Here is a 23,187-nt window from a genome sequence, read left to right on the forward strand (position 1 = left end):
TCTTTTCCTTCTAGCGTGGATCAAGCCGCTTTGGTTAGGGTGTTATCGCGTTCGTCGTAATACGCCAAAATTGCGCGTGCACACATTTCTCCGATCATCATGCAAGGCGCGTTGGTGTTTCCACCGATCAGCGTGGGCATGATGGAAGCGTCCGCGACGCGTAAACCATCGAGACCACGAACCCGAAGTTGAGGATCAACGACGGCCATATCGTCAACACCCATTTTGCAGGTTCCCACTGGGTGATAAATCGTTTCGGCACGCGCACGAATATCGGCCATTAGGGAATCGTCACTGATGCAGTCGCGTCCGGGCGCCACTTCCCCACCATTGATTTTTGCCAATGCCGGCATATTCAGAATCTTTCGCGCCAGCTTGACGCCCTGAATCAGTTCTTCTGCATCATCAGGATGGCTGAGATAGTTGGGCGAAATACGAGGATGATCCTGCGGGTTGGCTGAGTGCAATCCTATGCTGCCACGGCTCTTGGGGCGCAATTGGCAAACGTGCAACGTTGCACCATAACCCGGGACAAGCTGGCGGCCGTGATCCCTGAGATAGGTCGGGAGAAAATGAAACTGCAATTCTGGTCGCGGCGATTCAGCATTCAGTTTGGCGAACCCTCCGGTTTCAGAAACATTGCTGGACAATAACCCCCCACGTCCGGCAAGAAAGTCGTATAGCCCTCGCATAGCCTGGGGCACAAATCCAAGTGCCAGGCCAATCGCTTGATGACTGTCATCGGCGATCATCACGGTCATATCAAGGTGATCTTGCAGATTTTGCCCGACACCCGACAGTTCATGAAGAACCGGCACCCCGGCCCGACTGAGCTCATCGGGGTCGCCGATGCCCGACAGTTGTAGTAACTGTGGTGAGTTTACTGCCCCGCCGCAAAGGATGACTTCCCGGCGGCATTCGATCTGATGTGGCGTTCGTCCGACAACCAAATCCACACCAACAGCTCGCCCTCCCTCCAACCGCACCCGGCTTGCCTGCGCGCCGGTTAAAATCGTCAGATTCCTTCGGTTTTCAGCCCGCCCCAAAAACGCGCGGGCCGAACTCCAGCGACGACCGTTTTTCTGTGTGACCTGGAAATAACCAGCCCCCTCTTGCTCGGCCCCGTTGAAATCATCATTAGGCGGCAGCCCGGCTTCACACGCAGCATCGACAAAAGCCCGAGACAGGGGGTTCTTGTACATGCCATCGGCAACGTTCAATGCGCCACCGACACCATGAAACTCACTGATACCTCGCTCGTTATTTTCTTGTTCTTTAAAGATTTCTAACAGCCGGTGACTTTCCCAACCTTCACAGCCAAGATCCGCCCATTCGTCATAGTCCGCCCGATGTCCACGAATGTAGACCATGGCGTTGATCGAGCTCGACCCACCGAGCGTTTTGCCGCGCGGCCAAAACAACCGTCTATTGTTTAATTCTGCCTCGGGCTCTGTTTCATAACACCAGTTATAAGTCGGACGCCCAATTAAGCCCACAAGCCCTAGTGGAGTATGTATTAATGGACTTTTGTCAGGTGGCCCCGCTTCAAGCAAACAAACCGTCGTGTTCCCATCCGCACTGAGCTTCTCAGCAACCACACAGCCAGCGGAGCCGGCGCCAACAACGATATAGTCATAGGTATTCATCACTTCGCTCCGTCCCTAAACCGCGCAACCCAGCATGTCGACTTCGGCACCTGACGGAGTACCAGGACAGGCGTCCATGAGGTTTTCGACGCCATCACCATCAAGGTCAGGATTGCTCGTTGCTGGCACTACGTTGATATCCGCGTCATCCGGTGCGTCTTCGACTTCTGGTGCAACACCAAATGGAACAATGAATCCAAGCTGAGCGGTGGCCTCATTGAACGAGTTGGTCTGCGCGACCGTCTCCGAACGCCCACTGTGCATATCCGCCCGAAAGCCAATCTCCGCACGCAAGAACAAATCACAAATTCCTAATGAGAACGGTCCAGCCGCGTACCCTGCCCCCAGGCTCCACAGCACAGATTCATGTCCTACGGAATCTATTCCATCCGATTCATATTCGCCGTAACCCAACCCGAGGTAACCGTAGAGGTTCCCCATATTTGGGTAGACCACGGCTCTAATGCCCAATGATTCAAGTTTGCCGTCATCGGCATTCGAACCTGCTTCAGCCGAATATTGGTCGAGTTGCAAGAACCCCTCGACCCCGAACTGTTCATTTATCTGCCAACCCGAGCCAAGCGAAAAACCGGTTGCGGTCTCATCGAGGTTTCTAGCGTTGTCGGTTTGAATTCCAGTCCCCATCGCCGTCATATAGAAACGCGAGACCAATTCGAGAGGCACGGAATTTTTGCTTCCACCTCCGTCCTCTGCGTAACAGATTCCGGGCATAAGCAGCGTCAAACCCACTGTTGCCCATACAACGAAATAATCAATCTTAGCTACGCCTGTGTTCATCTGTGTCTCCAAGTGGGCAGCGATTTGTGTATCGCGCATAGTGACGCTATGTGCTAATGTTAGTCAACACATAGCAACCCTGAAATACTCATAACTCATTGATATATTATGTTTTTCACTCCTTCACATGCATCCTGAGCTGCAAGAAAATGGCTTAGATGTTGGCAGCAATTGAGCAACTTGTGGCGGACGGTTCCGGTCATGGAAGCTGGCGACCGACTCTCGCGGTATGAGTGACGCTAAAAAAGAATAATTCAGGGCTGACTAGCTACACCTGTGTTCATTTGTGTCTCCAAGTGGGCGGAGAGCTGTATATTGTGTTTAGTGTCGCTATATACTAGTATTAGTCAACACATAGCGGATAAACAGATTGGTATTTGATGTGAAAATCGAACAGATAGTCGAAAAGCCTAAGTCGATACGGAACATTGCCGAAGAGTTTTGCAACTCGGTGCCACACAATCTGGACTTAGGGCTAAAAATTTTGCCAAGCCAGAATAATGAAGGCCGCATACAACTCACACCGACCGCCTCCCTTGTGGGAGACCCCTCAACTGGGCAAATATTCAATAGCGTTCTGTTATCAATGGCAGACGCATGCGCCGGACTCACGACCTATCTGAATATCAAAGAACCCATGCCGATTGCGACACTCGATTTGCGCATGGACTATTTATACCCGGCTCCCGGTGATCAGACGATATTGTGCGTTGGCTCCTGTCTGCGCATGACACGGGAAATCGCCTTTATACGTTGCATGATTACGACAGAACGAGATGCCGAGCCAATAGCCATCGGCAACGCCGTTTTTATGCTAGGAACTTCACGACGAACTGAAATGCCTGTTGATAGAGGAGCACACAATGCCAATTGATCATTCAGGCGGGTGCGATATGAAAAATCGCGAACGGTATCAGGAGTGGCAAGGACAACTGGACCGCATTCCGTATGCGCAGCACCTCAACCTGACGGCCGAGTTGCATCAACAGATGCCATGCGTATTCATGCCATTTGAAGAGCGATTAGTCGGCAATATGCTGCTTCCCGCCATTCATGGAGGAGCAATCGGTGCGTTAATGGAAATAACTGCAATTGTCGCTTGTTCTGCGACGACCAACGCGATGCGCATGCCTAAATTGATCGACTCGACGTCTGACTACCTGCGAAGTAGTAAAACTGAAAATACATGGGCATCCGCAGAGTTAATACGCCAAGGTCGACGTGTCATGGCGGTCAGAACAACAGCATGGCAGAGCAATCGAGATCGACCAGTCGCTACTGGTCGCATGCACTTACTCACACAATTGACATAGCTGCGTGAATTTCCAAAAAAGCACATTTCAACTTTGGGATGGACCGGACCTCAATATATGGTCAAACACGATTGACGCCGCCCTGCCCAACCTCCATTTTGCCCACGCCACGGGCTTTTCCGCGTTAACCTATCTTGAACTATTCCGCCGCCTGGAAGGTAAGGTGAATATCGATGCATGGGACATGCGCGGACATGGAATCAACCGGCATCTTGCTACGAATGATCTGGCACTCGGTTGGGAGACATATTATCGAGATCTGTCGTCCTACCTCTACAATCTGAAAGAACCGACTTGGCTGGTGGGTCACTCCATTGGTGCAACGACCAGTTTGGCTGCCGCAACCCGACTCCCTGAGAAAGTCAATGGCTTGATCCTCTGTGACCCTGTCTTGCTACCGTTGAAGGATCGGCTCATGCTCCGCCTAGCCAAATGGACTCGTCGATCCCAATCCTTCGGACTTGCTCTCAGTGCCAAGCGCCGCCGACGCCAATTCGGTTCTCATGCTGAGGCGTTGCAAAACTTTCGGGCCAAGCAAGCGTTTCGTTCCTGGCCCGATCAGTGGCTAGACGATTACGTAACATTCGCCTTCCATGAGACCAAAGCGGGACACGAGATTTCTTGCCCCCCCGACTGGGAAGCGCAGACCTTCGGGCACACCGAAGATTTACCTTGGCGCCACGTTAGCGATGTTGGCAAGCCACTAATTATCCTGGCAGGTGAACACGGTTCAACATTTCCACACAGCGAACACAAGCGCTTAATGCATCGGGTCCGGCATAGCAACATTCACGTTTTGCCACAGACCAGTCATTTCTTGCCCATGGAAAGGCCAGATGAAGTTGCCAATGTGATTTTGTCCGCCATCCAAAACGAACACGTTCATTATCCTTCGACCCCTAGCCGCCACCAAATCCCTGGCACCCTCCCGTCAACGGCCCGGCGTTCGAGCGTCCTTCGCTACACCGCCGCGAAGTTAAAATCATCATTCGACTTATCTGCCCGCAAACACCGATAACATGTGCTGCTGCAGTCCAAAAGGAGCTGAACTATGTTGAAGCCGCTTTCGGGCCGATTAATCGGAATAATCATACTCGGCAGCCTGTTTAGTATCGTCGTCGCCTTGGCACTATTTTTTCGGCAAGAAACCAGGCCGCCCGCTCTCGCAGACACCATCGAATCCCCGTGCCCCGAAGCGGAAACTCCAGACCAATGGCGCCTTGCACAAACGATTGAGGGGATCGCTATCGAAGCGGACCCGTCCTGTCATCCCGACGATCCGCACTTGGTTGCAGCCTCCGTACTGGGCACCAACCACTCAATCGCCTCCTTAATGCAAACACGCCTTGCACGAGATGCCATCGTTAAAGGCCGAGATCTAGATTCTGATGGAGATCCGGATGAAATTGAAATTCGTCTGGAGGTTACGGAATTGAATGGCCATTCAGCCGACCTGGAAACCCCTGCACTTCAATTTCAAATCGCGCCGGGTATATATCCGGGCTTGTGGGTTTTTTCGCCCAAAACACGCGGCATGGCGACCACTGATTTTCTCAGTAATAAAGCCCACGCGGTGTTGCGTTTGCCATCTCCGGTCATTCGTGTGGAACAAGGGGATGAAGTCACAATCATTCTGGAGAACAGTCACTACTTCCCTCATACCATTCACTTACATGGCATCGATCATCCATTTCTGCAATCCGATGGCAGCGGTAATGATGGCGTGCCCATGGTGAGCGAGATGCCGGTTCTGCCTGGGCAGGCTAAACGCTATCGACTGGCACCACGCCATCCTGGCACCTTTTTCTATCACTGCCACGTGCAACCTCAGACACACATCTTGATGGGCTTAGCCGGCATGATCGTTGTGGAGAAAAACCAGCCCAATAATCGCTTACAAACTCTAAACATTGGCGCCGGACGTGTTCGCCATCGCTCCGCAGCTTCACGCGAGAGCTACGACCGAGAGTTTGATCTTCACTATCAGGAAATGGATCACCGCCTCCATAGTTTGATTCAGGAAACCGACCAGCCTGCCCTACTCGCCAAGCGTATGAATCGCGAATACAAGATTGCAGAGCGAACCCCCAATTATTATCTCGTCAATGGCCGTTCGTTCCCCCTCAGTTTGCGTGAATCTTTGGTCGTTGTCGCACCCAATGAACGCATAAAACTACGGGTGCTTAATTCAGGTGCGAGCACTAATTATCTGCACCCTCATGGCCACAAACCCACCGTCACACATCTCGATGGTGTGCCACTTGACCAACCCATCACCAGAGATGTGATTGCAATTGGCCCCGCTCAAAGAGTCGACTTAGATCTCATCACCGCTGACGATGGCCGACATAGTTACGGACAGGGTGTGTGGCTGATGCACGACCACCACGAACCCGCCGTCACAACCAACGGTATTAATCCGGGGGGTGACGTTTCAATGATTGTCTATGAAAGCCACCTTCAATCCAATGGGATGCCCAAAACCCACGGTAGCCTTGAGATGTTCTTTGACCCAGCCTACTACCGCGGAGAGATCCCGGTGTGGGGGAAATTACTACCCCATCTGTATGGCGATGAAAACACTCAACACTAATGGATAACGCCTTATGAGAAGCAATCAATTTCTTCTTTTTTTGCTGGCTATTACAATCAGCAACACCGCTCTACCCGCCTCATCGACAACAACGTCGCATCCACACTCGGCTGGTGAGGATCAGGCGAGCATACGCGCCCCCGAAGGATTATCCATTGAGATCCTTAAGCCCACCACATTAAGCCGTTGGACAGCCGGGCAAAAATATACGATCGAGGTGAAAACCTCAGGACTAGACACCGCAGGCGATCATTGGCACCTCTATCTCGATGGGCAACTTAAAGCGATGGTTGGTGGCGGGCGAACCCGCTATCAACTTACGGTTCCAGCGGACATCGAACCGGGCCATCACGAGATCAAAGTAACGATCTCAAATGCCGCCCACGAAGAGTACGACCTCGCCGATCTTCGAAAAGTTGAAATTCTTCGCAGCTCTCCACAGTGATCACTGGTGCTCACACCTCCCCCGCCCCACTTCTGAAATCATCCATCTGGCGTCATAGCAAGTCTAAGACGGTGGTTTGCTTGCTACTCGGCATGCTCGCTGATTTGGCATTCGCCGGAGAGGGGGTTGGGCATCGTATGGTCTGGGACGACAACGGTATGGTGATGGGGGAAAACACCGGCGATAGTCTGCCCCATGGTTGCTCAGCGATTTCTACTGATGTAGAAATTGTTGTGGACGTTGGCCGGCAATGGGCAAGACCCGGACGCGTGTTCGGTTACAACCGCAACGAATGGCGGGTCCCTGCATGCAGTCGAGTTTCAGTGGTGCTGCACAATCATGATCAAATCCGTCATATGTGGATGCTGCATGGTTTGCCCCATTATTTGTACTACCGCGGGATGTTTCACCTCGAGGCCGAAGGTGGACGGACGATGCGAGGAACCTTCATCGCTCCCAGTGGCAATCAAACCTTTCTAGTGCATTGCGATATGGCTCAACACACGGAGAAAGGCCTAAAAGCTCAATTCATAGTGGGCGCAGGCGGCCAGGACATGCCCAATATTGATTTACCTCGCCCTAGTATGCGCTCCTTCCTGCAGCGGCGTTTGAGTCCAACTTCTTCAGAAAACTATGCTGACAAGACAAGCAATGACCTGCCTTATTTTCCACCGGCCTGTCTTAATGAATCAAGCAAATAACTGAACCGCCCCGGGATTCCCGGAGACTCCAAACCTTGAGAGGATGGAGTCATGAGCAAGCAAGTGAGGTACTCGCCGGAGGTGCGGGAGCGGGGAGTTCGGCTGGTGCTGGATCATCAGCATGAGCACGGGTCGCAGTGGGCGGCGATCCAGTCGATAGCCCCGAAACTGGGTTGCACAGCGGAGACGTTGCGCAAGTGGGTTCGGAAAGCTGAGCGTTCCCAAGGTTTGCGACCTGTTGGCACAGACGCCGAGCGTGAGCGGGTCAAAGAGCTGGAACGGGAGAATCGTGAGCTCCGCCGCGCGAACGAGATTCTGCGTAAGGCTTCCGCGTATTTTGCCCAGGCGGAGCTCGACCGCCGCGGGAAGTGATGGTGAGGTCCATCGACGATCATCGCCAGGAGTACGGAGTCGAGCCGATCTGCCGGGTGCTGCCGATTGCTCCGTCCACCTACTACGCGCACAAGGCGCGCGAAGCGGCGCCGGAAACAGCGCCACCTCGCGTGCAGCAGGACGAGACCCTAAAGGTGGAGATCCAACGAGTCTGGGACGAAAACTTCCGGGTGTACGGCGTGCGAAAGGTCTGGCGTCAGCTTCGGCGCGAGGGCTTCGATGTGGCCCGCTGCACCGTTGCGCGCCTGATGCGGGATCTGGGCTTGCGCGGGGCCGTACGCGGCCGGACGACCTTCACGACCATCGTCGACAAGGATCTCGACCGGGCGGCCGACAAAGTCAATCGTGACTTCACGGCGTCCCGCCCGAATGCCCTGTGGGTCTCGGACCTGACCTATGTGGCAACCTGGTCCGGGTTCGCCTACGTGGCCTTCGTTGTGGATGTCTTCTCCCGGATGATCGTCGGCTGGCGTGTATCGAATTCGCTGAAAAGCGATCTGGCTCTGGACGCCCTGGAGCAGGCGCTCTACTGCCGCGGGCTGAATCAGAACGGGCAGCTGATTCATCACAGCGACCGCGGCGTGCAGTACCTGTCGATCCGATACACAGATCGGCTGCGCGAAGCCGGGATCGAGCCCTCCGTCGGCAGCGTCGGAGACTCGTACGACAACGCCCTGGCCGAGACGATTAACGGTTTGTACAAAACCGAACTGATCCGTCCTGGTGGCCCGTGGCGCACAGTGGACGATGTCGAGATCGCCACGCTGGAATGGGTCGACTGGTTCAACAACCGCCGCATCATGGAATCGATCGACAACGTGCCGCCGGTCGAATTCGAAGTGGCATACTACGAGCAACTGGAGGGTCAGGCGAAGGCCGCCTGACTCAAGCAAATCAGTCTCCGATTTACCCGGGGCGATTCACCGTTCATCTCGTCGGACATCAAGAGTGCCGTAGCTTTTTTAGAATGTCTTTCTCCATTTCCAGGTCACGCACGCGTTTTTCAAGCTCCCGGATGCGTTTTTGATCAGGTGTCATGGGGCTGCCTTTGAAAGGCTGCCCGTGACGCTCACGTCGAAGCTGCTGCACCCATTTGCCCATTGTCGACTTGCCAACACCCATGGCATCAGCAGCCTTCTTAACGGTGTAGCCTTGATCCAGCACAAGCTGGGCAGCGTCAAGCCGAAACTCCGGTGAATATCTTGGGTGACTCTGTTTTGCCATTGATCCATCAAATAGCTGTGCACTCATCAAAAGTGTCTCCTATTGAATGGCCAAATTCACTATGCCATTACAAAGCCTGCGAAGCGTTTGTGTTGAGCCAGAAACACGAAGGTTGGCAGGTACTGGGAAATCCACCGATGCGCCGTTGGCGTTTTGCGCGTTACGCTGGCACGCGCAGAAGGCTTTCGACCATGTCTGCCAGTCCCTCGGCCAGCTCGTCAAAGCCGACGATGGGGTCGGCTTCGCCCAGGTGCTGCTTCACCACGGCGACGCCGCCATGGATGGCGATGTAACTGATGACCGGCAATCTCGGCACGGCGGCGTATTCGGGATGGTGGGCCAGGTATTGCATGGCCAGCTCGGTCAGCAATGAGTTGATGCGCGGGATCACCGAGCCCAGGTCGCGTGGTGTGGGGCCTCCAACCGCCCCGCGCGACACCACATACGGCGCTCAGCCGCCACTGGCCTCCGCATCCTCGAGCAGCATCGCCGCGCCCTTCTCGCCGATCATGGTCGCCGGCTGATTGGTGTTGCCTCCGATCAGTGTGGGCATGATGGAGGCATCGACCACCCGCAGGCGTTGCAAGCCATGCACGCGCAGACGCGGATCGACCACCGCCATCGGATCGACGCCCATCTTGCAGGTGCCGACAGGGTGATACGCCGACTCCCCGCTGCGCCGCGCCCAGTCGGCGAGGTCGTCGTCGTTCTGCAGTGCCGGCCCCGGCGACATCTCGACCTCATGGTGCGGGGCGAAAGCCGGCTGCGCCAGAATGCTGCGCACCAGGCGCACCCCGCGCACGAGCCGCTCGACGTCGGCGGACTCGGCCATGTAGTTGGGATCAATCAGCGGCGCCGCGAATGGATCTGCACTGTGCAGGCCGACGCGGCCGCGCGACGATGGCCTGAGTCCGTAGATCATCACCGCATAGCCGTAGCCACTCATGGCGGTCTTCAGATCCCGCCCGTGGTCGGCGTACAGCATGGGTGCGAAGTGCAGTTGCAGGTCGGGTATCGGCTCCTCCGGCCGGGACCGGATGAACCCACCGGCCTCGGCACCGTTGCTCGACAGCACACCGCGGCGGCCGCTCAGGTACTGCAGCAACGCCCACAGGCCCTTGAACCAGTAGCTCGGATGCATTGAGATGCTCTGGCGGCTGCGTGCTTTAACACGCACGAACACGTCGACATGGTCTTGCAGATTCTGTCCCACGCCTTCCAGCGCGTGACGCAGTTCAATGCTGTGCCGGGTCAATTCCTCGCGTGGGCCGATTCCGGACAGCATCAGCAGCTGCGGCGTGTTGAACGCGCCACTGCAGAGCACAACTTCGCGCTCGGCACGGACCTGCACCAGCCCCGTCGGGCCCCGATACTCGACCCCGGTGGCGCGGGTGCCTTCGAGCAGCACGCGGGTAACCTGGGCGCTGCTGCGGACAGTCAGGTTGGAACGGCCCGCTGCGGGTTCGAGATAGGCGCGCGCATTGCTACAGCGCGCGCCGTCCTTCTGGTAGGCGTAGTAAAAACCCACGCCGGCCTGCTCATGACCGTTGAAATCCGGATTGCGTCGGTACCCCGCCTGCGCCGCCGCGCCGACGAATGCCGTGCTCAACGGATTGGTATAGCGCCTCTCGGCCACATTGAGCGGACCACCCCGGCCATGGAAGGCTGCCTCATCCGGGGTCACCTTCGGCTCGAAATGTTCTGACCTGCGGAAATACGGCAGCACGTCGGCGTACGACCAACCGTCGCAACCCAACCGTGCCCACTCGTCGTAGTCCCAGGCATGGCCACGGATGTATACCTGCGCGTTCATACCGCTGGACCCACCGAGCATCTTGCCCCGGGGCTGGAACAACGCACGGTCGTGCATGTGCCGCTGCGATTCGGTATCGAACTGCCAGTTGAAGCGGCGGCTGAACATCAGCTGCAGAAAGCCCAGCGGCATGTTCACGAAAGGGTTGCGGCTGCTCTCTGGACCGGCTTCGAGCAGCAGCACCGAATGGCGGCCGCTCTCGGACAGGCGGTTGGCGACGGCGCATCCGGCCGAGCCGCCGCCGACCACCACATAATCGAATTTTTCGGACGCCATACTGGTTTGCACCGCGCCTCAACGTTTGGGCGTCAGCTTGACCATCAGCTTGGAGTAGCCGCGCACGAAATTGGATTGCACCCGCTCGGGCTCGCCAACGACTTCGATGTTGTCGAAGCGCTTGAGCAGCTCTTCCCACAGAATGCGCAACTGCAATTCGGCCAGGCGGTTGCCCATGCAGCGATGGATGCCATAGCCGAATGAAATATGGTTGCGCGCACCCTTGCGGTCAATGATCAAGTTATCCGGGTTGTCGAACTTGCGCTCGTCGCGATTGCCCGAGGCGTACCACATCACCACGCGATCACCTTTCTTGATGGTCTGGCCGCGCAGTTCAACGTCTTGCGTGGCGACGCGGCGCATATTGGCCAGCGGCGTCTGCCAGCGGATGATTTCCGACACCATGTTGGGAATCAGCTCCGGGTTGGACTTGAGCTTGGCGAATTCGTCGGGAAACTGATTCAGGGCGAGCACGCCGCCGCTCATCGAGTTACGGGTGGTGTCATTGCCGCCGACGATAAGCAGTGCCAGATTGCCAATAAACTCCATCGGACGATTGATCATGTCCTTGGTCTCATCGCTGCTCTGCAACAGACTGATCAGATCAAAACCGGGCGCTTCACCGGCCGCACGTCGTGCCTCCTTGTCGCGCCATAGCCGGGAAAAAGACCAGGCCATGTCTGCGGCGGCATCGAACATGTTGTCTTCATCGTCGAACTCGCCACCGGTCGCTGCTGTGGTGCCGGCCATACGATCCGACCAGTCAACCAGCTTGTGACGCTCCTCGTATGGGAAATCCAATAATGTGGCCAGCATGCGGCCCGTCAGCTCCTTCGATACCACCGGCACCCAGTTGAAAGGTTGATCGAGAGGCAGGCTGTCAAGCACTTCCCCGGTGCGCTGACGGATGAGCCCTTCCATTTCCTTCAAGTTCTGCGGCGCCACCACACCCTGCACAGAGCGGCGCTGCACGTCATGCTTGGGCGGGTCCATGGCGATGAACATCTCTACCGGCATCCCTTCCGGAAAGTCGCCCAGCACGATAATCGGCTCGGAGGAGAACAGCTCGTGGTTCTTGTCCACGAACAGGATGTCTTCGTAGCGCGTTATCGACCAGAACGGGCCAAAGGGGCTGTTCTTCTGATAATGCACCGGCGCTTCGTCACGCAGGCGCTTGAAGTAGGCCTGCCATTGGTCCTGCCGGTACAGAAACGGGTTGCTGGTGTCGATGTCCTCGAGCGCCAACGTGTTGACATCGGGAACGGGCGCTTCGACGAAATGGACAGGAGGTCGCCGTGGGCCGATAACCTTCTTCTTTGCCTTCACCAGCATCTTGAGTGTCCGGATCTGCAGGTGCATCGGCACCACTCTGGATGTGGCGTTGACCAGCTTGGTCTGGACTACATCGCTCATCTGCAATTCTGTTGACATGGCTTCCTCCAGTGCTTACATCTGAAATTCGGGCAGACGGACGGTCATGCCGTCCATCGCCTCGGTGGTTTGAATCTGGCAGCCCAGACGCGAGGTTTTTGCCAGCTCCGGGGTCATCGACAGCATCTGCTGTTCGTCATCACCCGGCGTGGCAGTCTTGTCGTACCATTCGTCCGCGACGATCACGTGGCAAGTGCCACAGGCACATTCCCCGCCACAGTCCCCATCAATGCCGGGAATCATGTTCTCCACGGCGATTTGCATCAGTGAGGCGCCAGCCTTGAATTCAACGACATGCTCGGTGTCGTCGTGCTCGATAAAGGTAATTTTGCCCACTGCGTTTCTCCTGTCGGTGTTCACTGCAACTTATAGTGACTGTGTGCCGACCCTCGGGGGAGGGCATTTGTTGACAGAATGGGGGCATTTAAAGACACTCGACGGGTGCGTGGAGGAACTGTATGACATTCACCAGACAGGTGGCGGGCTTGCAAAACCCCGAAGCCGACATTCCGTCAAACTACTCGCTGCTGATCGCCCGTGAACTTGGGCTTACCGCGCGACAACTGCCCAAACTGTTGCGTGGCACCGGGGTTGACACTCAACAATTTCTGACTGATGACAGCCTGCTTACGCCAGCCCAGCAGGTCCATATTCTGCGCAACGCGCTGGCGCTGTCTGGCCAGCCGGACTTCGGTTTAAGGCTGGGTGAGCGCCTGACACCGGCCACACACGGCGCGATGGGGTTTGCCGTTTGCAGCAGCCCTGACCTGCTCACCGCTCTACAGGCGTTTCACAAATTCCTGCCCACGCGTGCGAGCTTCATCCACCTGCGCTTGCAACAGGCGGAAGACCACATGGAATGCTTGTTGGATTTCCAGGCACCGCTGGATGAGGACGTTGCGCGTTGCTTGGCGGAAACGGCGGTCAAGGCATTTTTTGCAACCGGCGAATTTATCGCCGGCCGGCACTTGGATGAGGCCGAGGCCTGTTTTGTCCATCAGGCGCCGGCTTACCGAGCCAACTACCCGGCGTATTTACCCGGGCGCATCTACTTTGGCTGCGATCAGTTGAAGCTCAGACTCCCTATGGCGTTGTGCAGAATGCCGAACGTATCTGCCAATAGTGAAAACTATGGCCTGGCCTTGCAGCAGTGCGAGTCCATGCTCGCTCGACTTCAGAGCCGTGAACCGGACTATCGGACCCGGCTCAAGAAAATGATGCTGTCCCAGCCGCCAGGTACGCTCTGTGAAGAAGAGGCGGCAGCCGCCCTGTTCATGAGCAAACGTACCCTGGCGCGTAAACTCAAACAGGAAAACAGCGGTTTTCGGGAAATTCGCGAGGAGATCCTGTCCCACCAGGCCGCCGACTATTTGCGTGATAGCCAAATGTCCGTCGAGGCCATTGCCGCGCTGATGAACTACCACGACACCGCGAGTTTCAGGCGTGCCTTCAAGCGCTGGTTCGGGGTTCCGCCTGAGCAGTATCGGCAAAGTACGGGTTAGCCCGCCTCCAGAACACGGGGCGTGTCTTTAAATGCCCCCATTCTGTCAAAACATGTCCTCGTCGGCGTCCCGACGTCTACTTAACCTGAACTTCTTGAAATCGGCATTCGCTTCGTTCGTCCCGCTCGGCTGCGAGTGCCCCCCCCTCTGAATCGAAAGAACGCTCACATGAAGGTAGATAACCGCGCGTACTTGGCCCCCGGCGATTTTGTTGATAGCGACCACCCCAACGTCAAGGCCTTCGCCCGCAACCGCGCCGGGGAAGGCGATGACCGGCAGCGCGCCATCCGGCTTTACTATGCAGTCCGCGATGAAATCCGCTACGACCCCTATGCATTTTCGCTGGAGCCTGACAGGTTGCGCGCCAGCGCAACGCTGGACGCTGGCCGCGGTTATTGCGTACCCAAGGCCGTGTTGCTGGCAGCCTGCGCCCGGGCCGCGGGCATCCCCGCTCGCATCGGCCTGGCGGATGTGAAAAATCACCTGGCCAGCCAACGTCTGTTGGCGTTGATGCAGACGGACATTTTCTACTACCACGGCTATACCGAGTTGTGGCTGGACGGGGGCTGGGTCAAGGCCACCCCGGCGTTCAACATCGAACTGTGCGAACGCTTCGGCGTCAAGGCACTGGAATTCGACGGCCGCGAGCATGCGCTCATGCACCAGTTCGACACCGCCGGGCGCCGCCACATGCAGTATCTGACCGATCACGGCCCGCGAGACGATCTGCCCTACACCGAACTGGCGGCGGCTTATCGCAAACATTATCCGCGTCTGTTGGCTGCGCCCGATGCACTGAGCGGCGACATGGCGGCGGAGATGGAACAGGACAGGGCTCAGCGCTGATGGCCGGTACAGGCAACTTGGCAGACCATGATCCAGTCGCTGTGGCGCGGCAGTTCGGCGAGCAGGTGCCCCACAGCCGCGATCTCGGGATGCAGGTGCTGGCGATGGAAGCAGACCAGGTCCGCATGCGACTGGTGCCGGGGCCGGAATTGCGCGCCGACGATGCAGCCGAGGAACTCTGTACCAGCGTGCTGTATTCGCTGGTGGACTCGGCCTGCGGGCTGGCGGTATTCGCCGCACTTCGGGAGTTGAAACCCATAGCCACGCTGGATCTGCGCATGGATTACCTCCGGCCGGCCGCTAGCAAACGTGCCCTGGTGGCCATCGCCCACTGTCATCACTTGACCGATGACGTTGCGTTCCTGCGCTGCCCAGTATTTTCCGAGGGACTGGATGAGCCGGTGGCTATCGGCAATGCCACCTTCATGCGCGCTACCCAAGGCAAACATTTCGAGACGACGGCTTCGCGGAGCGATGCGGTGTGAGCGAGGCAGCCGACCCAATGTCATCGAGTACGCTCGACCGGGATGTGCACGCCGATACGCAGGCCACTTGGCAGAGCTTGCTGGAGCGTATTCCCTACGCGCGGCACCTTGGGCTCGAAGTCCAGCACAGCGGCACCCGCGTGCAAGTCCATTTGCCGTATCGCGATGCGCTGATAGGCAACATCATGTTGCCGGCCGTGCATGGCGGCGCGATCGGCGGGTTGATCGAGATTACGGCGCGCATCGCCGCGCAAAGCCGCGACGCACGGGCGCGCCGCCCCCGCATCCTCGATTGCAACGTGGACTACCTGCGTTCCGCGCGGGCGCGGTCCACCTACGCCGCCGCCGAAATCGTCCGCCAGGGCCGGCGTACGACGCTGGTCCACGTCAGCTGCTGGCAGGACCGGGCCAGCACACCCGTCGCCCATGGGCGCGTGCAACTGCTGTTCGAGACCGTGCCCAACGGTAAAACCAGGGAACAACAATGACGCTTGATGACAACACGCCGGTGCTGGTCGGCGCCGGCCAGATCACCGCTCGCGAACCCGATGACCAGCGCACACCGATCGGCCTGATCGCCGAGGCCGCCCGGGCCGCGGCGGCGGACTGCGGCATCGACGGCGTCTTGCGCCATATCCAGTCGTTGACCTGTCTCAACATCCTGGCCCCGGCCTATCCCGATGCGCCAGCCAGTCTGGCCCGAACGCTGGGCATCGACCCCGGCGAACGCTTCTACACGCCCATCGGCGGCAATATGGGCCAATGGCTGGTCGGTTACTATGCCGACCGCATTGCCGCCGGCGAACTCGATTGTGCGCTGATTGCGGGCGGCGAGGCGCTGGCCACGCAAATGCGCGGCAAGGGAGCGGGCCTGTCCGGGGTGATCGACACCGAAACCGGCGCAGGTCCGCGGCTGCTCGGCGACGACCGTGAGCCGACCAATGTCGCCGAACAAAGGCATGGGCTGGACTTGCCCATCCAGATCTATCCGCTCTTCGAGCAGGCCCTCCGAGGCCAGTACGGGCACGACCCGGCCACGCACCGGCAGGCGCTGGGCGCGCTGTATGCCGGGTTTAACGCCGTCGCAGTGGACAATCCAGGGGCCTGGCGCCGCGAACCCTTGTCTGCGGGTGACATCGCCGAGCGCACACAGCAAAACCGCATAATCGGCGCACCCTATACCAAGCGCATGAACGCCATCATCGCGGTGGACCAAGCGGCCGCGCTGGTGATGATGTCCGCAGCCAAGGCCCGAGCCCTGGGGATCGACCCCAGGCGCTGGGTGTATCCCCTGGCCGCGGCAGAGGCCAGCGATCGCTGGTTCGTTTGCGAACGGGCGGAGTTGTCGCGCTCCCCGGCGATTGCCGTCTGCGGCCGGCGCCTGTTCGAGGCTACCGGGCTGGCCGTGGACAACATCGATTATCTTGATCTGTATAGCTGCTTTCCCAGTGCGGTGCAGATGGCGCGTAACGCACTGGACATTGCAGAGGATGACCCCCGGCCGCTGACCGTCACCGGGGGATTGGCTTACCACGGCGGCCCCGGCAACAACTATTGCACCCACGCCATCGCCGAGACCATGGCCCGCATCCGCGCCGAGCCGGATGCCAACGCCATGGTCAGTGGCGTGGGCTGGTACATGAGCAAGCATTCGCTGGGGCTCTACGCAGGCCGGCCGCCGGCCAGCGGCTGGCGGCGGGTCGACGCGTGCGACTTGCAAGCCGAAATAGACGCCGGCCCCGGCGTAGAGCTTGCGGCGCAGCCCAAAGGTGCCGGGCGTATCGAAACCTATACCGTCATGCACGACCGTGACGACCGGCCGGTCCAAGGCATTGTCCTGGGCCGCTTGGACGATGGCCGCCGATTCATTGCCAACACCCCCGCCGACCCGGACCTCCTCGACGCCATGACCGACGAGGAGTTTCTCAACCGCGCCGGCCACGTGCGCAGCGACGGCAAACGCAACCTGTTCACCCCGCAAGGGTGACACGAGGAGGATAGACAATGAGTGCAGCACCCGAAATTGAATTCGACCAGGCCAGCGTGGCCCAGCGCATGCGTGACGTCCGTGAGGCCGCCCGCAGAGTGAGCGAGGGCTTTAGCCGGGAATACATGCGTGAGTGCATCGATAACCACCGCTTCCCGCAGGAGGCCTGGGAAGCCTTGGGTGAATACGGCCTGCTCGGTATCACCATCCCGGAGGAATTGGGTGGCGTCGGCGGCGGCCAGGTGGAACTGGTTGCGCTGATGGAAGCCCTGGCCGAGGCCGGACTGGTGCTGCCCATGCTGCTCCTGACCGGCTTCGCGCGCGTGCCGATCATCCGCCAGGGCACGCCCTCGCAGATCGAGCGCTTCGTCAAACCGACCATCAGTGGCGCGGAAAAACTGTGCTTCGCCATTACCGAACCGGACGCCGGCACCAACAGTTTCGCGATGTCCTCGCTGGCGACACAGGATGACGACGGCTACCGGCTGACCGGCCGCAAGGTGTTTATCTCCGGCGCGGCGGACGCCGACCGCATGCTGGTGGTCGCCCGCACGCAAAAGGCGGGCGAGGTCGAGCGCCGCACCGAGGGCATGTCGCTGTTCGTGGTGGATACCGACGCGCCCGGCGTGGAACTGCAACCCCTGAATATCGACGTCGGCTGGCCGGAGCGTCAGTACCTGGTATTTTTCGATGAGGTCAAACTTGAAGCGGACCGCCTGATTGGCCAGCCGGGACAGGGCCTGGCCGGCATGTTCGAGGCCCTGAACTCGGAACGCCTGCTGGTCACCGCCATGTCCGTGGGCCTGGGCAACTACGCGCTGAAAAAGGCCGTGGCCTACGCCAACGAGCGCAAACCCTTCGGCGTACCCATCGGCAGCTACCAGGCCCTGCAGCATCGGCTGGCCGAGGCCAAGGCCGAACTGGAAGCCGCGCGACTCATGATGATCCAGGCCGCAGCGACCTTCGATGCGGGCGGCAATGCCGGTACCCACGCCAACATGGCCAAGTTGCTGGGCTCGCGCGCCGCGGTCAAGGCCGTCGAGGCCGCGCTGCAAACCCACGGCGGCTACGGTTTCGACCGGGACTACGACATCATCACGCTATGGCCCTCCGCCCGGCTGATGGAGATCGCGCCCATCAACAACGAAATGCTGCTCAACTACATCGGCGAACATGTCCTCGGCTTGCCCAAATCCTACTGAGACGCCCCAGGTGATCGAGCGCGACGGATTCACGGCCCCGGACGGCCGGGACATCGCCCTGTGGCGCTGGCCGCATACACCAGGGCGTCCCACCCTGCACTGGGCCCATGCGACGGGTTTCCATGGCCGCCTGTACCAGCCGCTGCTCGACGAGTTGGCGCGCGATTCAACGTGCTGGCCTGGGACATGCGCGGCCACGGCACCAGCGCCGGGGCGGCGGACATGGCGACATTCCGCGGCTGGGAAACCTACTACCAGGACCTCACCGCCTGGCTACAGAGCCTGGATGAGCCGGTTTGGCTGGCCGGCCATTCCATCGGCGCCACCACCAGCATCATGGCCACGGCCCGGCGGCCAGAGATGGTGCGGGGCCTGATTCTAGCGGAACCCGTGATCATGGATCGCTGGCGGGGCTGGCAGTTATGGTTGGCGAAGTTGCTTCGCCAGTCGTACCGCTTCTCACTCGCCGCTGGCGCGGCACGCCGGCGCCGGGAGTTCGACTCGCATGCCGAAGCACTTGACAACTACTGTGGCCGCGGTGGCTTCAAAACCTGGCCCAGGGCCTGGCTTGAAGCCTATGTCCAGCATGGCCTCGTGCAGAGTGGTAATCGCGTTCGCCTGGCCTGCGCGCCCGAATGGGAAAGCACCACCTTCGCCCATACCGAACACAATCCCTGGCCCGACATCCGTCGGCTGCGGTGTCCTGTGATTGCGCTGGCTGCGGATCGCGCATCAACCTTCTCGCCCAAGGCACGCCAACTCCTGCGCGCCATGCTACCTATGGCTCAAGTGAACGCCCTCGCCGGAACGACCCATTTCCTGCCCATGGAGCGACCGGGCGCGGTACGCGATGCCGTACTGCAGACGATCTCGCCCAAATACAGCCGAATGTCATCATAGCTATGGCTGTGCACCCCGCCAGCCCTGTGGGCGCCCGAATTGGGCAGGCATGGATGTCCGGATTCAGTTCTCCACGCGATGAGAAGCGCAATCAATAAGTCTTCAAATTCGTCCGTCAACCATCGCAACTAGCATTTTCAGGCGGCACACTTAGGCGAACTGCCTAGTAGCTTCACGAGGATTTGACCCGCGAGCCTATGTTGCTTTCAGCCATCAACATACACTCGAGCCGCAAGCAACTTGAACAACTCAATCAAAAGAGCTGACTCTCAGGGACCGGATATTGACGCCTGCCCTATAAGTGCCTGCCGCACGAAACCACATCCGATGAGTCTCAGCGGCTGAGCACCGGACAACTGATAGACCTCAGGCGGCTTTTTCCAATGCTAAGGCTTCGAGTCCAAATTGCACCAGATATGGCGCTTCACGATGACCTTCCGAGTCCTCACTCAAGTAATAGCGCATCATGCGTTCACTCACTCCCAGACGCCTAGCGGCTTCTCTCTGGCTCAATCCGGACAAACCCAACAATTCGCGCAGATATTGCGGCCAGGGGCAATGGTTTGCCCGCACATCGACATGATCTGCGGAATTATTTATGTGCTCATAAAGTTGATTAAAGGACGCCGTTATCGCGGCATTCAAGACATCCGCCGGAATTTCTTCCGGCAATTCTCCTTCCCCAACTTCCACGTCTTCCAGGTGGGCGAAGTCCACTGCCAGATAACATTTTCCGAAGCCTGGGTAATCGAGCGTCAAGCCATCGGCTGAAATGTCACTACCAACCTTCAGAATCGCCGTATCATCCCCTATATCCAATCGCAGTTCCGTTAGAGAATGAACGGCGCGGATGTAGCGAATGTGGGCTTCGATGTCTTTCATTGATAGCACTCCAGTCGACATTTGCCTGATAAGGCGGTAATGGCCCAGCTACAGATTAGGCATTCATTGCCTATTTTTCAAGGAATTTCTCCGAGTCGAGAATTCGAAAGATCACGTCTTACCCATTGCTCTAAGGATACAACCGGCCAGTAGCAGTCATCCGACCTGCGACCAACAAAAATAGCCATACCAGGAAAGCGGACCTTCACCCCGCGCACGGCAGCAACCTGTCTCACACCGGACTGTCGCTGGAAACCGGCTACGCCTCAGACGTGCCATGACCGGTCGGTCGGCCTGGAAAAATGGATGATCGAGGCGGGCGCAAAGCAGACAGAAGTTGCCTTGCCGATGGCTCCGGCGTAGACTGTAATGCAAATGTAATGCAGAGGCTTGCCGATGAAGTCAGCAACAATCCCGGCGCTACGTGTGACCCCGGATTTTCGTCACGATGCGGAAAGTGTCCTGAATGATGGGGAAACCCTGAGCAGCTTTGTCGAAGAATCTGTTCGCAGACAGATCGAGCGCCGCAAATTCCAGAGAGAATTCATTGCTCGTGGATTAGCTGCACGCGACAAGGCGCGGGTCACTGGTGAATATGTCTCCAAGGACGAAGTCATGAATCGGCTCCGCTCGGTGCGCGACAAGGCCACAGGACAACGGTGACGTTCAAGGTTCGATTTACCACCGAAGCGAGCAATGACTTGGTACGCCTCTACGAGTTCGCGGCGAACAACGATCCTCAAGCTGCGGATAGAGCGTTTAACACCATTGATAATGCGTGGAGGGTGCTAGAGGAATTTCCGTTTTCATGCCGAAAGGCAGAAGGCGGCGACCCATTCATCCGAGAACTGGTCATTCCGTTTGGTGCATCGGGATACGTTGCGCTATTTGAAATCGAAGGCGAATCTACCGTCACTATTCTCGCTGTTCGCCACCAACTTGAAGACGACTATCACTGAACGCCAGAAAGAGCTGACGGCTGGAATGTTCTGGATGCTGACGAAGTCGCGCGATCACTGAACGTCGGCTGTCCAATAACGTGATGTACTTGTCCAGCAATTATGATTTGTGCTGGTCAGTCTCCGAATAAGCCCGTCCAGTTCTTTGCGCCTACCCGCGAACCGTGACGGCAAACAGAACCCATGGTCCGCGATTCAATCGGCCAATCCGAGTTTTGAGCGCTATCCAACAGCCAGATCAGACACCTTCTTACTATGGCGAGGAACTCGACCGGAGCTTGGCCGAACCCAAGGCAAATTCGAACGCTCAATCGGGCTGAGCGCCAGAGTGAACATCGGCATTTGTAAGCCCATCTGCTCCCAGCCCCATTGCCAGGACCGATCCAAATCCGCTGCAGTAGGAATGAGATTGGCCGGTGACAGGGTCGGTCCGAACTGAATCAGCCAATCGAAGTACGGGCGATTGACCGGCATCTGCAACTGGGCCATGTGGGTTATTGGCCACAGCGCGGCGTGCTTGCGATGAGCCTGTGGACGAAAACAGTCGAACCCGAGGTAGAACACATTTCGCGTCCCTATTCGCCCGGCTCGAACACCGCGCCAGGCAATTTGAGCCGGGACATTGTTCACCACGCCGCCATCGATCAAGGCGACAAGATCACGTTGGCGGCAAATCTCCCGCAGAATGTTCCGCCCTGCCTGCTCACGCTGCCACGGATGGAAATGCAAAAAACCAGGAATGGCAGCCGAGAACCCCATGGCTTCTATCACCGGCAGCTGAGCGGTCAAGTCGTCTCGCCCGAGTACGATTTCATCAAGCAGACTGGGCGTGATCAGCGTCGACAGCCGCCAGATCTGTCCTGACAACTGCGTACCCAAGGCCGTCCGCCGCCCTGCAGCTCGCGGCAACTTGCGTGGACCCGACGGTCGAATGCGCAAGCGGCGCACGCCACCTACAACAGGGTCATACGGGATTTCGAGATCGTTGAGCCTCAGTTGACGTCCATCGGCATCGGACATCACCGAGATCAGATCCCGCATGTGCAAACGCATTAGCCCGGGCAGGCTGTAGCGCGCCGGTTTTCCTGGCAGGGAAAACGCTGACTCGAATGATTGGGCCTTAAAGTCTTCCAGAATGCTGGCGTAATCTGGATTCCTGGTTTTGGCGACAAGAGCACCAATGAATGCTCCAATCGACGAACCCACAATGTAGTCGGGCACCAGATTGTCCTGTTGCAGGCGGGCCAAGGCACCCAAGTAGACATAGCCGGCTCCGCCGCCACCGCCGGCAGCCAGAACCAGCTTCTTCTGCTCAAGCTCCGCGTCCAATTCGAGATCACTGAAGTCCTGAGCATGCTGACGCAGCACAGATTGACGGGTGGCGCTGAGCGCGCCAGTCACTCGCCTGGCGTACTCGGAGAGGCGCTTCTGCCTGGCCCGCGCACCATTGGTCTGAGTCAGATTTAGGTGGCCCAACAGCACCTTGCGCAAAGGCATGAGAAGTTGTTGATCAAGCTTGACTGCATCCTGAAGGGAACCCGCTGCGGATGCGGGGACAAAAGCCTCCAATGCCGCCAGGCGTATCGCATAACGATAGATGTCGAAATCGGCTGGGCTCAGTTCAAAAAAACCTACGCCGACAGCCCGAACCATTGACTGTTCCAGTGCTTGCAGCCCCAGCAACTGTGATTCACCTTGCGCGTGGACGGCTTCGCTCGCTGGCGTACACATTTCCGGTGCTTGCGGTGACATAGGTGAAGGCACAGGCAATCTCTAGGTTTTCATATACGC

General features: G+C 58.1%; 25 protein-coding genes and 1 other annotated feature. Of the genes, 16 read left to right on the plus strand and 9 right to left on the minus strand.

Annotation, left to right across the window (positions count from 1 at the left end):
- Positions 1-20 precede the first annotated feature (20 nt).
- The gene (locus tag ATO7_RS07440; protein WP_083561068.1) at positions 21-1,646 is read right to left on the minus strand and encodes a GMC family oxidoreductase; all 1,626 of its coding nucleotides are present in this window, start codon (positions 1,644-1,646) and stop codon (positions 21-23) included.
- Between the two features lie 15 nt (positions 1,647-1,661).
- Positions 1,662-2,444 (minus strand): outer membrane beta-barrel protein, encoded by a 783-nt coding sequence (locus ATO7_RS07445; RefSeq protein WP_146680216.1) that lies wholly within the window; start codon positions 2,442-2,444, stop codon positions 1,662-1,664.
- 382 nt (positions 2,445-2,826) lie between these two features.
- Between ATO7_RS07445 and ATO7_RS07450 the strand changes: the two genes are divergently transcribed.
- From ATO7_RS07450 to ATO7_RS07480, 7 genes are all read left to right on the plus strand, one after another.
- Complete coding sequence (locus tag ATO7_RS07450) at positions 2,827-3,318, plus strand: PaaI family thioesterase (protein WP_083561070.1); 492 nt, start codon at positions 2,827-2,829, stop codon at positions 3,316-3,318.
- Between the two features lie 19 nt (positions 3,319-3,337).
- A complete protein-coding gene (locus ATO7_RS07455) occupies positions 3,338-3,757 on the plus strand; it encodes a PaaI family thioesterase (protein ID WP_206044839.1) in 420 nt (139 codons plus the stop codon).
- A gap of 4 nt (positions 3,758-3,761) precedes the next feature.
- Complete coding sequence (locus ATO7_RS07460; RefSeq protein ID WP_083561072.1) at positions 3,762-4,775, plus strand: alpha/beta fold hydrolase; 1,014 nt, start codon at positions 3,762-3,764, stop codon at positions 4,773-4,775.
- 33 nt (positions 4,776-4,808) lie between these two features.
- Positions 4,809-6,350, plus strand: coding sequence for a multicopper oxidase domain-containing protein (locus tag ATO7_RS07465; protein WP_083561073.1), 1,542 nt, complete (start codon positions 4,809-4,811; stop codon positions 6,348-6,350).
- A gap of 13 nt (positions 6,351-6,363) precedes the next feature.
- On the plus strand, positions 6,364-6,795 hold the full coding sequence (locus tag ATO7_RS07470) for a hypothetical protein (protein WP_083561074.1): 432 nt from the start codon (positions 6,364-6,366) through the stop codon (positions 6,793-6,795).
- A gap of 92 nt (positions 6,796-6,887) precedes the next feature.
- A complete protein-coding gene (locus ATO7_RS07475) occupies positions 6,888-7,496 on the plus strand; it encodes a multicopper oxidase domain-containing protein (protein WP_146680217.1) in 609 nt (202 codons plus the stop codon).
- 51 nt (positions 7,497-7,547) lie between these two features.
- A protein-coding gene (locus tag ATO7_RS07480; RefSeq protein WP_146680218.1) for an IS3 family transposase occupies positions 7,548-8,773 on the plus strand; the annotation gives its coding sequence in 2 pieces (ribosomal slippage) (positions 7,548-7,833 and positions 7,833-8,773; 1,227 coding nt in all).
- Positions 7,826-7,942 (plus strand) — a sequence feature (AL1L pseudoknot). Its footprint overlaps the gene before it by 117 nt.
- A 58-nt stretch (positions 8,774-8,831) precedes the next feature.
- On the opposite strand, the gene ATO7_RS07485 is transcribed toward ATO7_RS07480, so the two are convergent.
- The 5 genes from ATO7_RS07485 to ATO7_RS07505 all read right to left on the minus strand — a co-directional run bounded on the left by ATO7_RS07485 (position 8,832) and on the right by ATO7_RS07505 (position 12,969).
- Positions 8,832-9,140: a transposase gene (locus ATO7_RS07485; RefSeq protein ID WP_146680219.1), complete on the minus strand. Its 309-nt coding sequence runs from the start codon at positions 9,138-9,140 to the stop codon at positions 8,832-8,834.
- 133 nt (positions 9,141-9,273) lie between these two features.
- On the minus strand, positions 9,274-9,555 hold the full coding sequence (locus ATO7_RS07490; protein ID WP_083561076.1) for a hypothetical protein: 282 nt from the start codon (positions 9,553-9,555) through the stop codon (positions 9,274-9,276).
- Between the two features lie 9 nt (positions 9,556-9,564).
- Complete coding sequence (locus tag ATO7_RS07495; RefSeq protein ID WP_083561077.1) at positions 9,565-11,202, minus strand: GMC family oxidoreductase; 1,638 nt, start codon at positions 11,200-11,202, stop codon at positions 9,565-9,567.
- A gap of 18 nt (positions 11,203-11,220) precedes the next feature.
- Entirely contained in the window at positions 11,221-12,633 is a 1,413-nt protein-coding gene (locus ATO7_RS07500; protein ID WP_083561078.1) for a cytochrome P450, read from the minus strand.
- A gap of 15 nt (positions 12,634-12,648) precedes the next feature.
- Positions 12,649-12,969: a 2Fe-2S iron-sulfur cluster-binding protein gene (locus tag ATO7_RS07505; RefSeq protein ID WP_083561079.1), complete on the minus strand. Its 321-nt coding sequence runs from the start codon at positions 12,967-12,969 to the stop codon at positions 12,649-12,651.
- 122 nt (positions 12,970-13,091) lie between these two features.
- Between ATO7_RS07505 and ATO7_RS07510 the strand changes: the two genes are divergently transcribed.
- The 7 genes from ATO7_RS07510 (at position 13,092) to ATO7_RS07540 (ending at position 19,555) form a co-directional block, all read left to right on the plus strand.
- On the plus strand, positions 13,092-14,135 hold the full coding sequence (locus ATO7_RS07510) for an AraC family transcriptional regulator (protein ID WP_083561080.1): 1,044 nt from the start codon (positions 13,092-13,094) through the stop codon (positions 14,133-14,135).
- 168 nt (positions 14,136-14,303) lie between these two features.
- The gene (locus tag ATO7_RS07515; protein ID WP_083561081.1) at positions 14,304-14,981 is read left to right on the plus strand and encodes a transglutaminase-like domain-containing protein; all 678 of its coding nucleotides are present in this window, start codon (positions 14,304-14,306) and stop codon (positions 14,979-14,981) included.
- Positions 14,981-15,466, plus strand: coding sequence for a PaaI family thioesterase (locus ATO7_RS07520; RefSeq protein WP_083561082.1), 486 nt, complete (start codon positions 14,981-14,983; stop codon positions 15,464-15,466). The genes ATO7_RS07515 and ATO7_RS07520 overlap by 1 nt, the downstream gene beginning before the upstream one ends.
- Positions 15,467-15,483: 17 nt before the next feature.
- Positions 15,484-15,954, plus strand: a complete 471-nt coding sequence (locus ATO7_RS07525) for a PaaI family thioesterase (protein WP_083561769.1) — start codon at positions 15,484-15,486, stop codon at positions 15,952-15,954.
- Positions 15,951-17,453 carry an acetyl-CoA acetyltransferase gene (locus ATO7_RS07530; RefSeq protein WP_083561083.1) on the plus strand — a complete coding sequence of 501 codons (1,503 nt, stop codon included), beginning with the start codon at positions 15,951-15,953 and terminating at the stop codon, positions 17,451-17,453. Before ATO7_RS07525 ends, ATO7_RS07530 begins: the two co-directional genes overlap by 4 nt.
- Before the next feature lie 17 nt (positions 17,454-17,470).
- The gene (locus ATO7_RS07535; RefSeq protein WP_083561084.1) at positions 17,471-18,655 is read left to right on the plus strand and encodes an acyl-CoA dehydrogenase family protein; all 1,185 of its coding nucleotides are present in this window, start codon (positions 17,471-17,473) and stop codon (positions 18,653-18,655) included.
- A gap of 60 nt (positions 18,656-18,715) precedes the next feature.
- Entirely contained in the window at positions 18,716-19,555 is an 840-nt protein-coding gene (locus ATO7_RS07540) for an alpha/beta fold hydrolase (protein ID WP_206044840.1), read from the plus strand.
- Between the two features lie 366 nt (positions 19,556-19,921).
- On the opposite strand, the gene ATO7_RS17125 is transcribed toward ATO7_RS07540, so the two are convergent.
- Positions 19,922-20,437: a helix-turn-helix domain-containing protein gene (locus ATO7_RS17125; protein WP_240499444.1), complete on the minus strand. Its 516-nt coding sequence runs from the start codon at positions 20,435-20,437 to the stop codon at positions 19,922-19,924.
- 396 nt (positions 20,438-20,833) lie between these two features.
- Here ATO7_RS17125 and ATO7_RS07550 point away from each other — a divergent pair, with 396 nt between their 5' ends.
- Both ATO7_RS07550 and ATO7_RS07555 read left to right on the plus strand, forming a co-directional pair.
- Positions 20,834-21,100, plus strand: coding sequence for a YlcI/YnfO family protein (locus tag ATO7_RS07550; RefSeq protein WP_083561085.1), 267 nt, complete (start codon positions 20,834-20,836; stop codon positions 21,098-21,100).
- The gene (locus ATO7_RS07555; protein ID WP_083561086.1) at positions 21,097-21,396 is read left to right on the plus strand and encodes a type II toxin-antitoxin system RelE/ParE family toxin; all 300 of its coding nucleotides are present in this window, start codon (positions 21,097-21,099) and stop codon (positions 21,394-21,396) included. The genes ATO7_RS07550 and ATO7_RS07555 overlap by 4 nt, the downstream gene beginning before the upstream one ends.
- Before the next feature lie 222 nt (positions 21,397-21,618).
- Here ATO7_RS07555 and ATO7_RS07560 read toward each other — a convergent pair whose 3' ends face one another.
- The gene (locus ATO7_RS07560) at positions 21,619-23,160 is read right to left on the minus strand and encodes a patatin-like phospholipase family protein (protein ID WP_158523098.1); all 1,542 of its coding nucleotides are present in this window, start codon (positions 23,158-23,160) and stop codon (positions 21,619-21,621) included.
- Positions 23,161-23,187 lie beyond the last annotated feature (27 nt).

The sequence above is a fragment of the Oceanococcus atlanticus genome (assembly GCF_002088235.1).
GTDB classification, from domain to species: Bacteria; Pseudomonadota; Gammaproteobacteria; order Nevskiales; family Oceanococcaceae; genus Oceanococcus; species Oceanococcus atlanticus.

Bases quoted from the DNA above. Each gene is read 5' to 3' on its own strand.
- ATO7_RS07440 (WP_083561068.1), bottom strand. From the start codon at position 1,646: ATGAATACCTATGACTATATCGTTGTTGGCGCCGGCTCCGCTGGCTGT.
- ATO7_RS07445 (WP_146680216.1), bottom strand. From the start codon at position 2,444: ATGAACACAGGCGTAGCTAAGATTGATTATTTCGTTGTATGGGCAACA.
- ATO7_RS07455 (WP_206044839.1), top strand. From the start codon at position 3,338: ATGAAAAATCGCGAACGGTATCAGGAGTGGCAAGGACAACTGGACCGC.
- ATO7_RS07465 (WP_083561073.1), top strand. From the start codon at position 4,809: ATGTTGAAGCCGCTTTCGGGCCGATTAATCGGAATAATCATACTCGGC.
- ATO7_RS07470 (WP_083561074.1), top strand. From the start codon at position 6,364: ATGAGAAGCAATCAATTTCTTCTTTTTTTGCTGGCTATTACAATCAGC.
- ATO7_RS07475 (WP_146680217.1), top strand. From the start codon at position 6,888: ATGCTCGCTGATTTGGCATTCGCCGGAGAGGGGGTTGGGCATCGTATG.
- ATO7_RS07485 (WP_146680219.1), bottom strand. From the start codon at position 9,140: ATGAGTGCACAGCTATTTGATGGATCAATGGCAAAACAGAGTCACCCA.
- ATO7_RS07495 (WP_083561077.1), bottom strand. From the start codon at position 11,202: ATGGCGTCCGAAAAATTCGATTATGTGGTGGTCGGCGGCGGCTCGGCC.
- ATO7_RS07500 (WP_083561078.1), bottom strand. From the start codon at position 12,633: ATGTCAACAGAATTGCAGATGAGCGATGTAGTCCAGACCAAGCTGGTC.
- ATO7_RS07510 (WP_083561080.1), top strand. From the start codon at position 13,092: ATGACATTCACCAGACAGGTGGCGGGCTTGCAAAACCCCGAAGCCGAC.
- ATO7_RS07515 (WP_083561081.1), top strand. From the start codon at position 14,304: ATGAAGGTAGATAACCGCGCGTACTTGGCCCCCGGCGATTTTGTTGAT.
- ATO7_RS07520 (WP_083561082.1), top strand. From the start codon at position 14,981: ATGGCCGGTACAGGCAACTTGGCAGACCATGATCCAGTCGCTGTGGCG.
- ATO7_RS07525 (WP_083561769.1), top strand. From the start codon at position 15,484: ATGTCATCGAGTACGCTCGACCGGGATGTGCACGCCGATACGCAGGCC.
- ATO7_RS07530 (WP_083561083.1), top strand. From the start codon at position 15,951: ATGACGCTTGATGACAACACGCCGGTGCTGGTCGGCGCCGGCCAGATC.
- ATO7_RS07535 (WP_083561084.1), top strand. From the start codon at position 17,471: ATGAGTGCAGCACCCGAAATTGAATTCGACCAGGCCAGCGTGGCCCAG.
- ATO7_RS17125 (WP_240499444.1), bottom strand. From the start codon at position 20,437: ATGAAAGACATCGAAGCCCACATTCGCTACATCCGCGCCGTTCATTCT.
- ATO7_RS07550 (WP_083561085.1), top strand. From the start codon at position 20,834: ATGAAGTCAGCAACAATCCCGGCGCTACGTGTGACCCCGGATTTTCGT.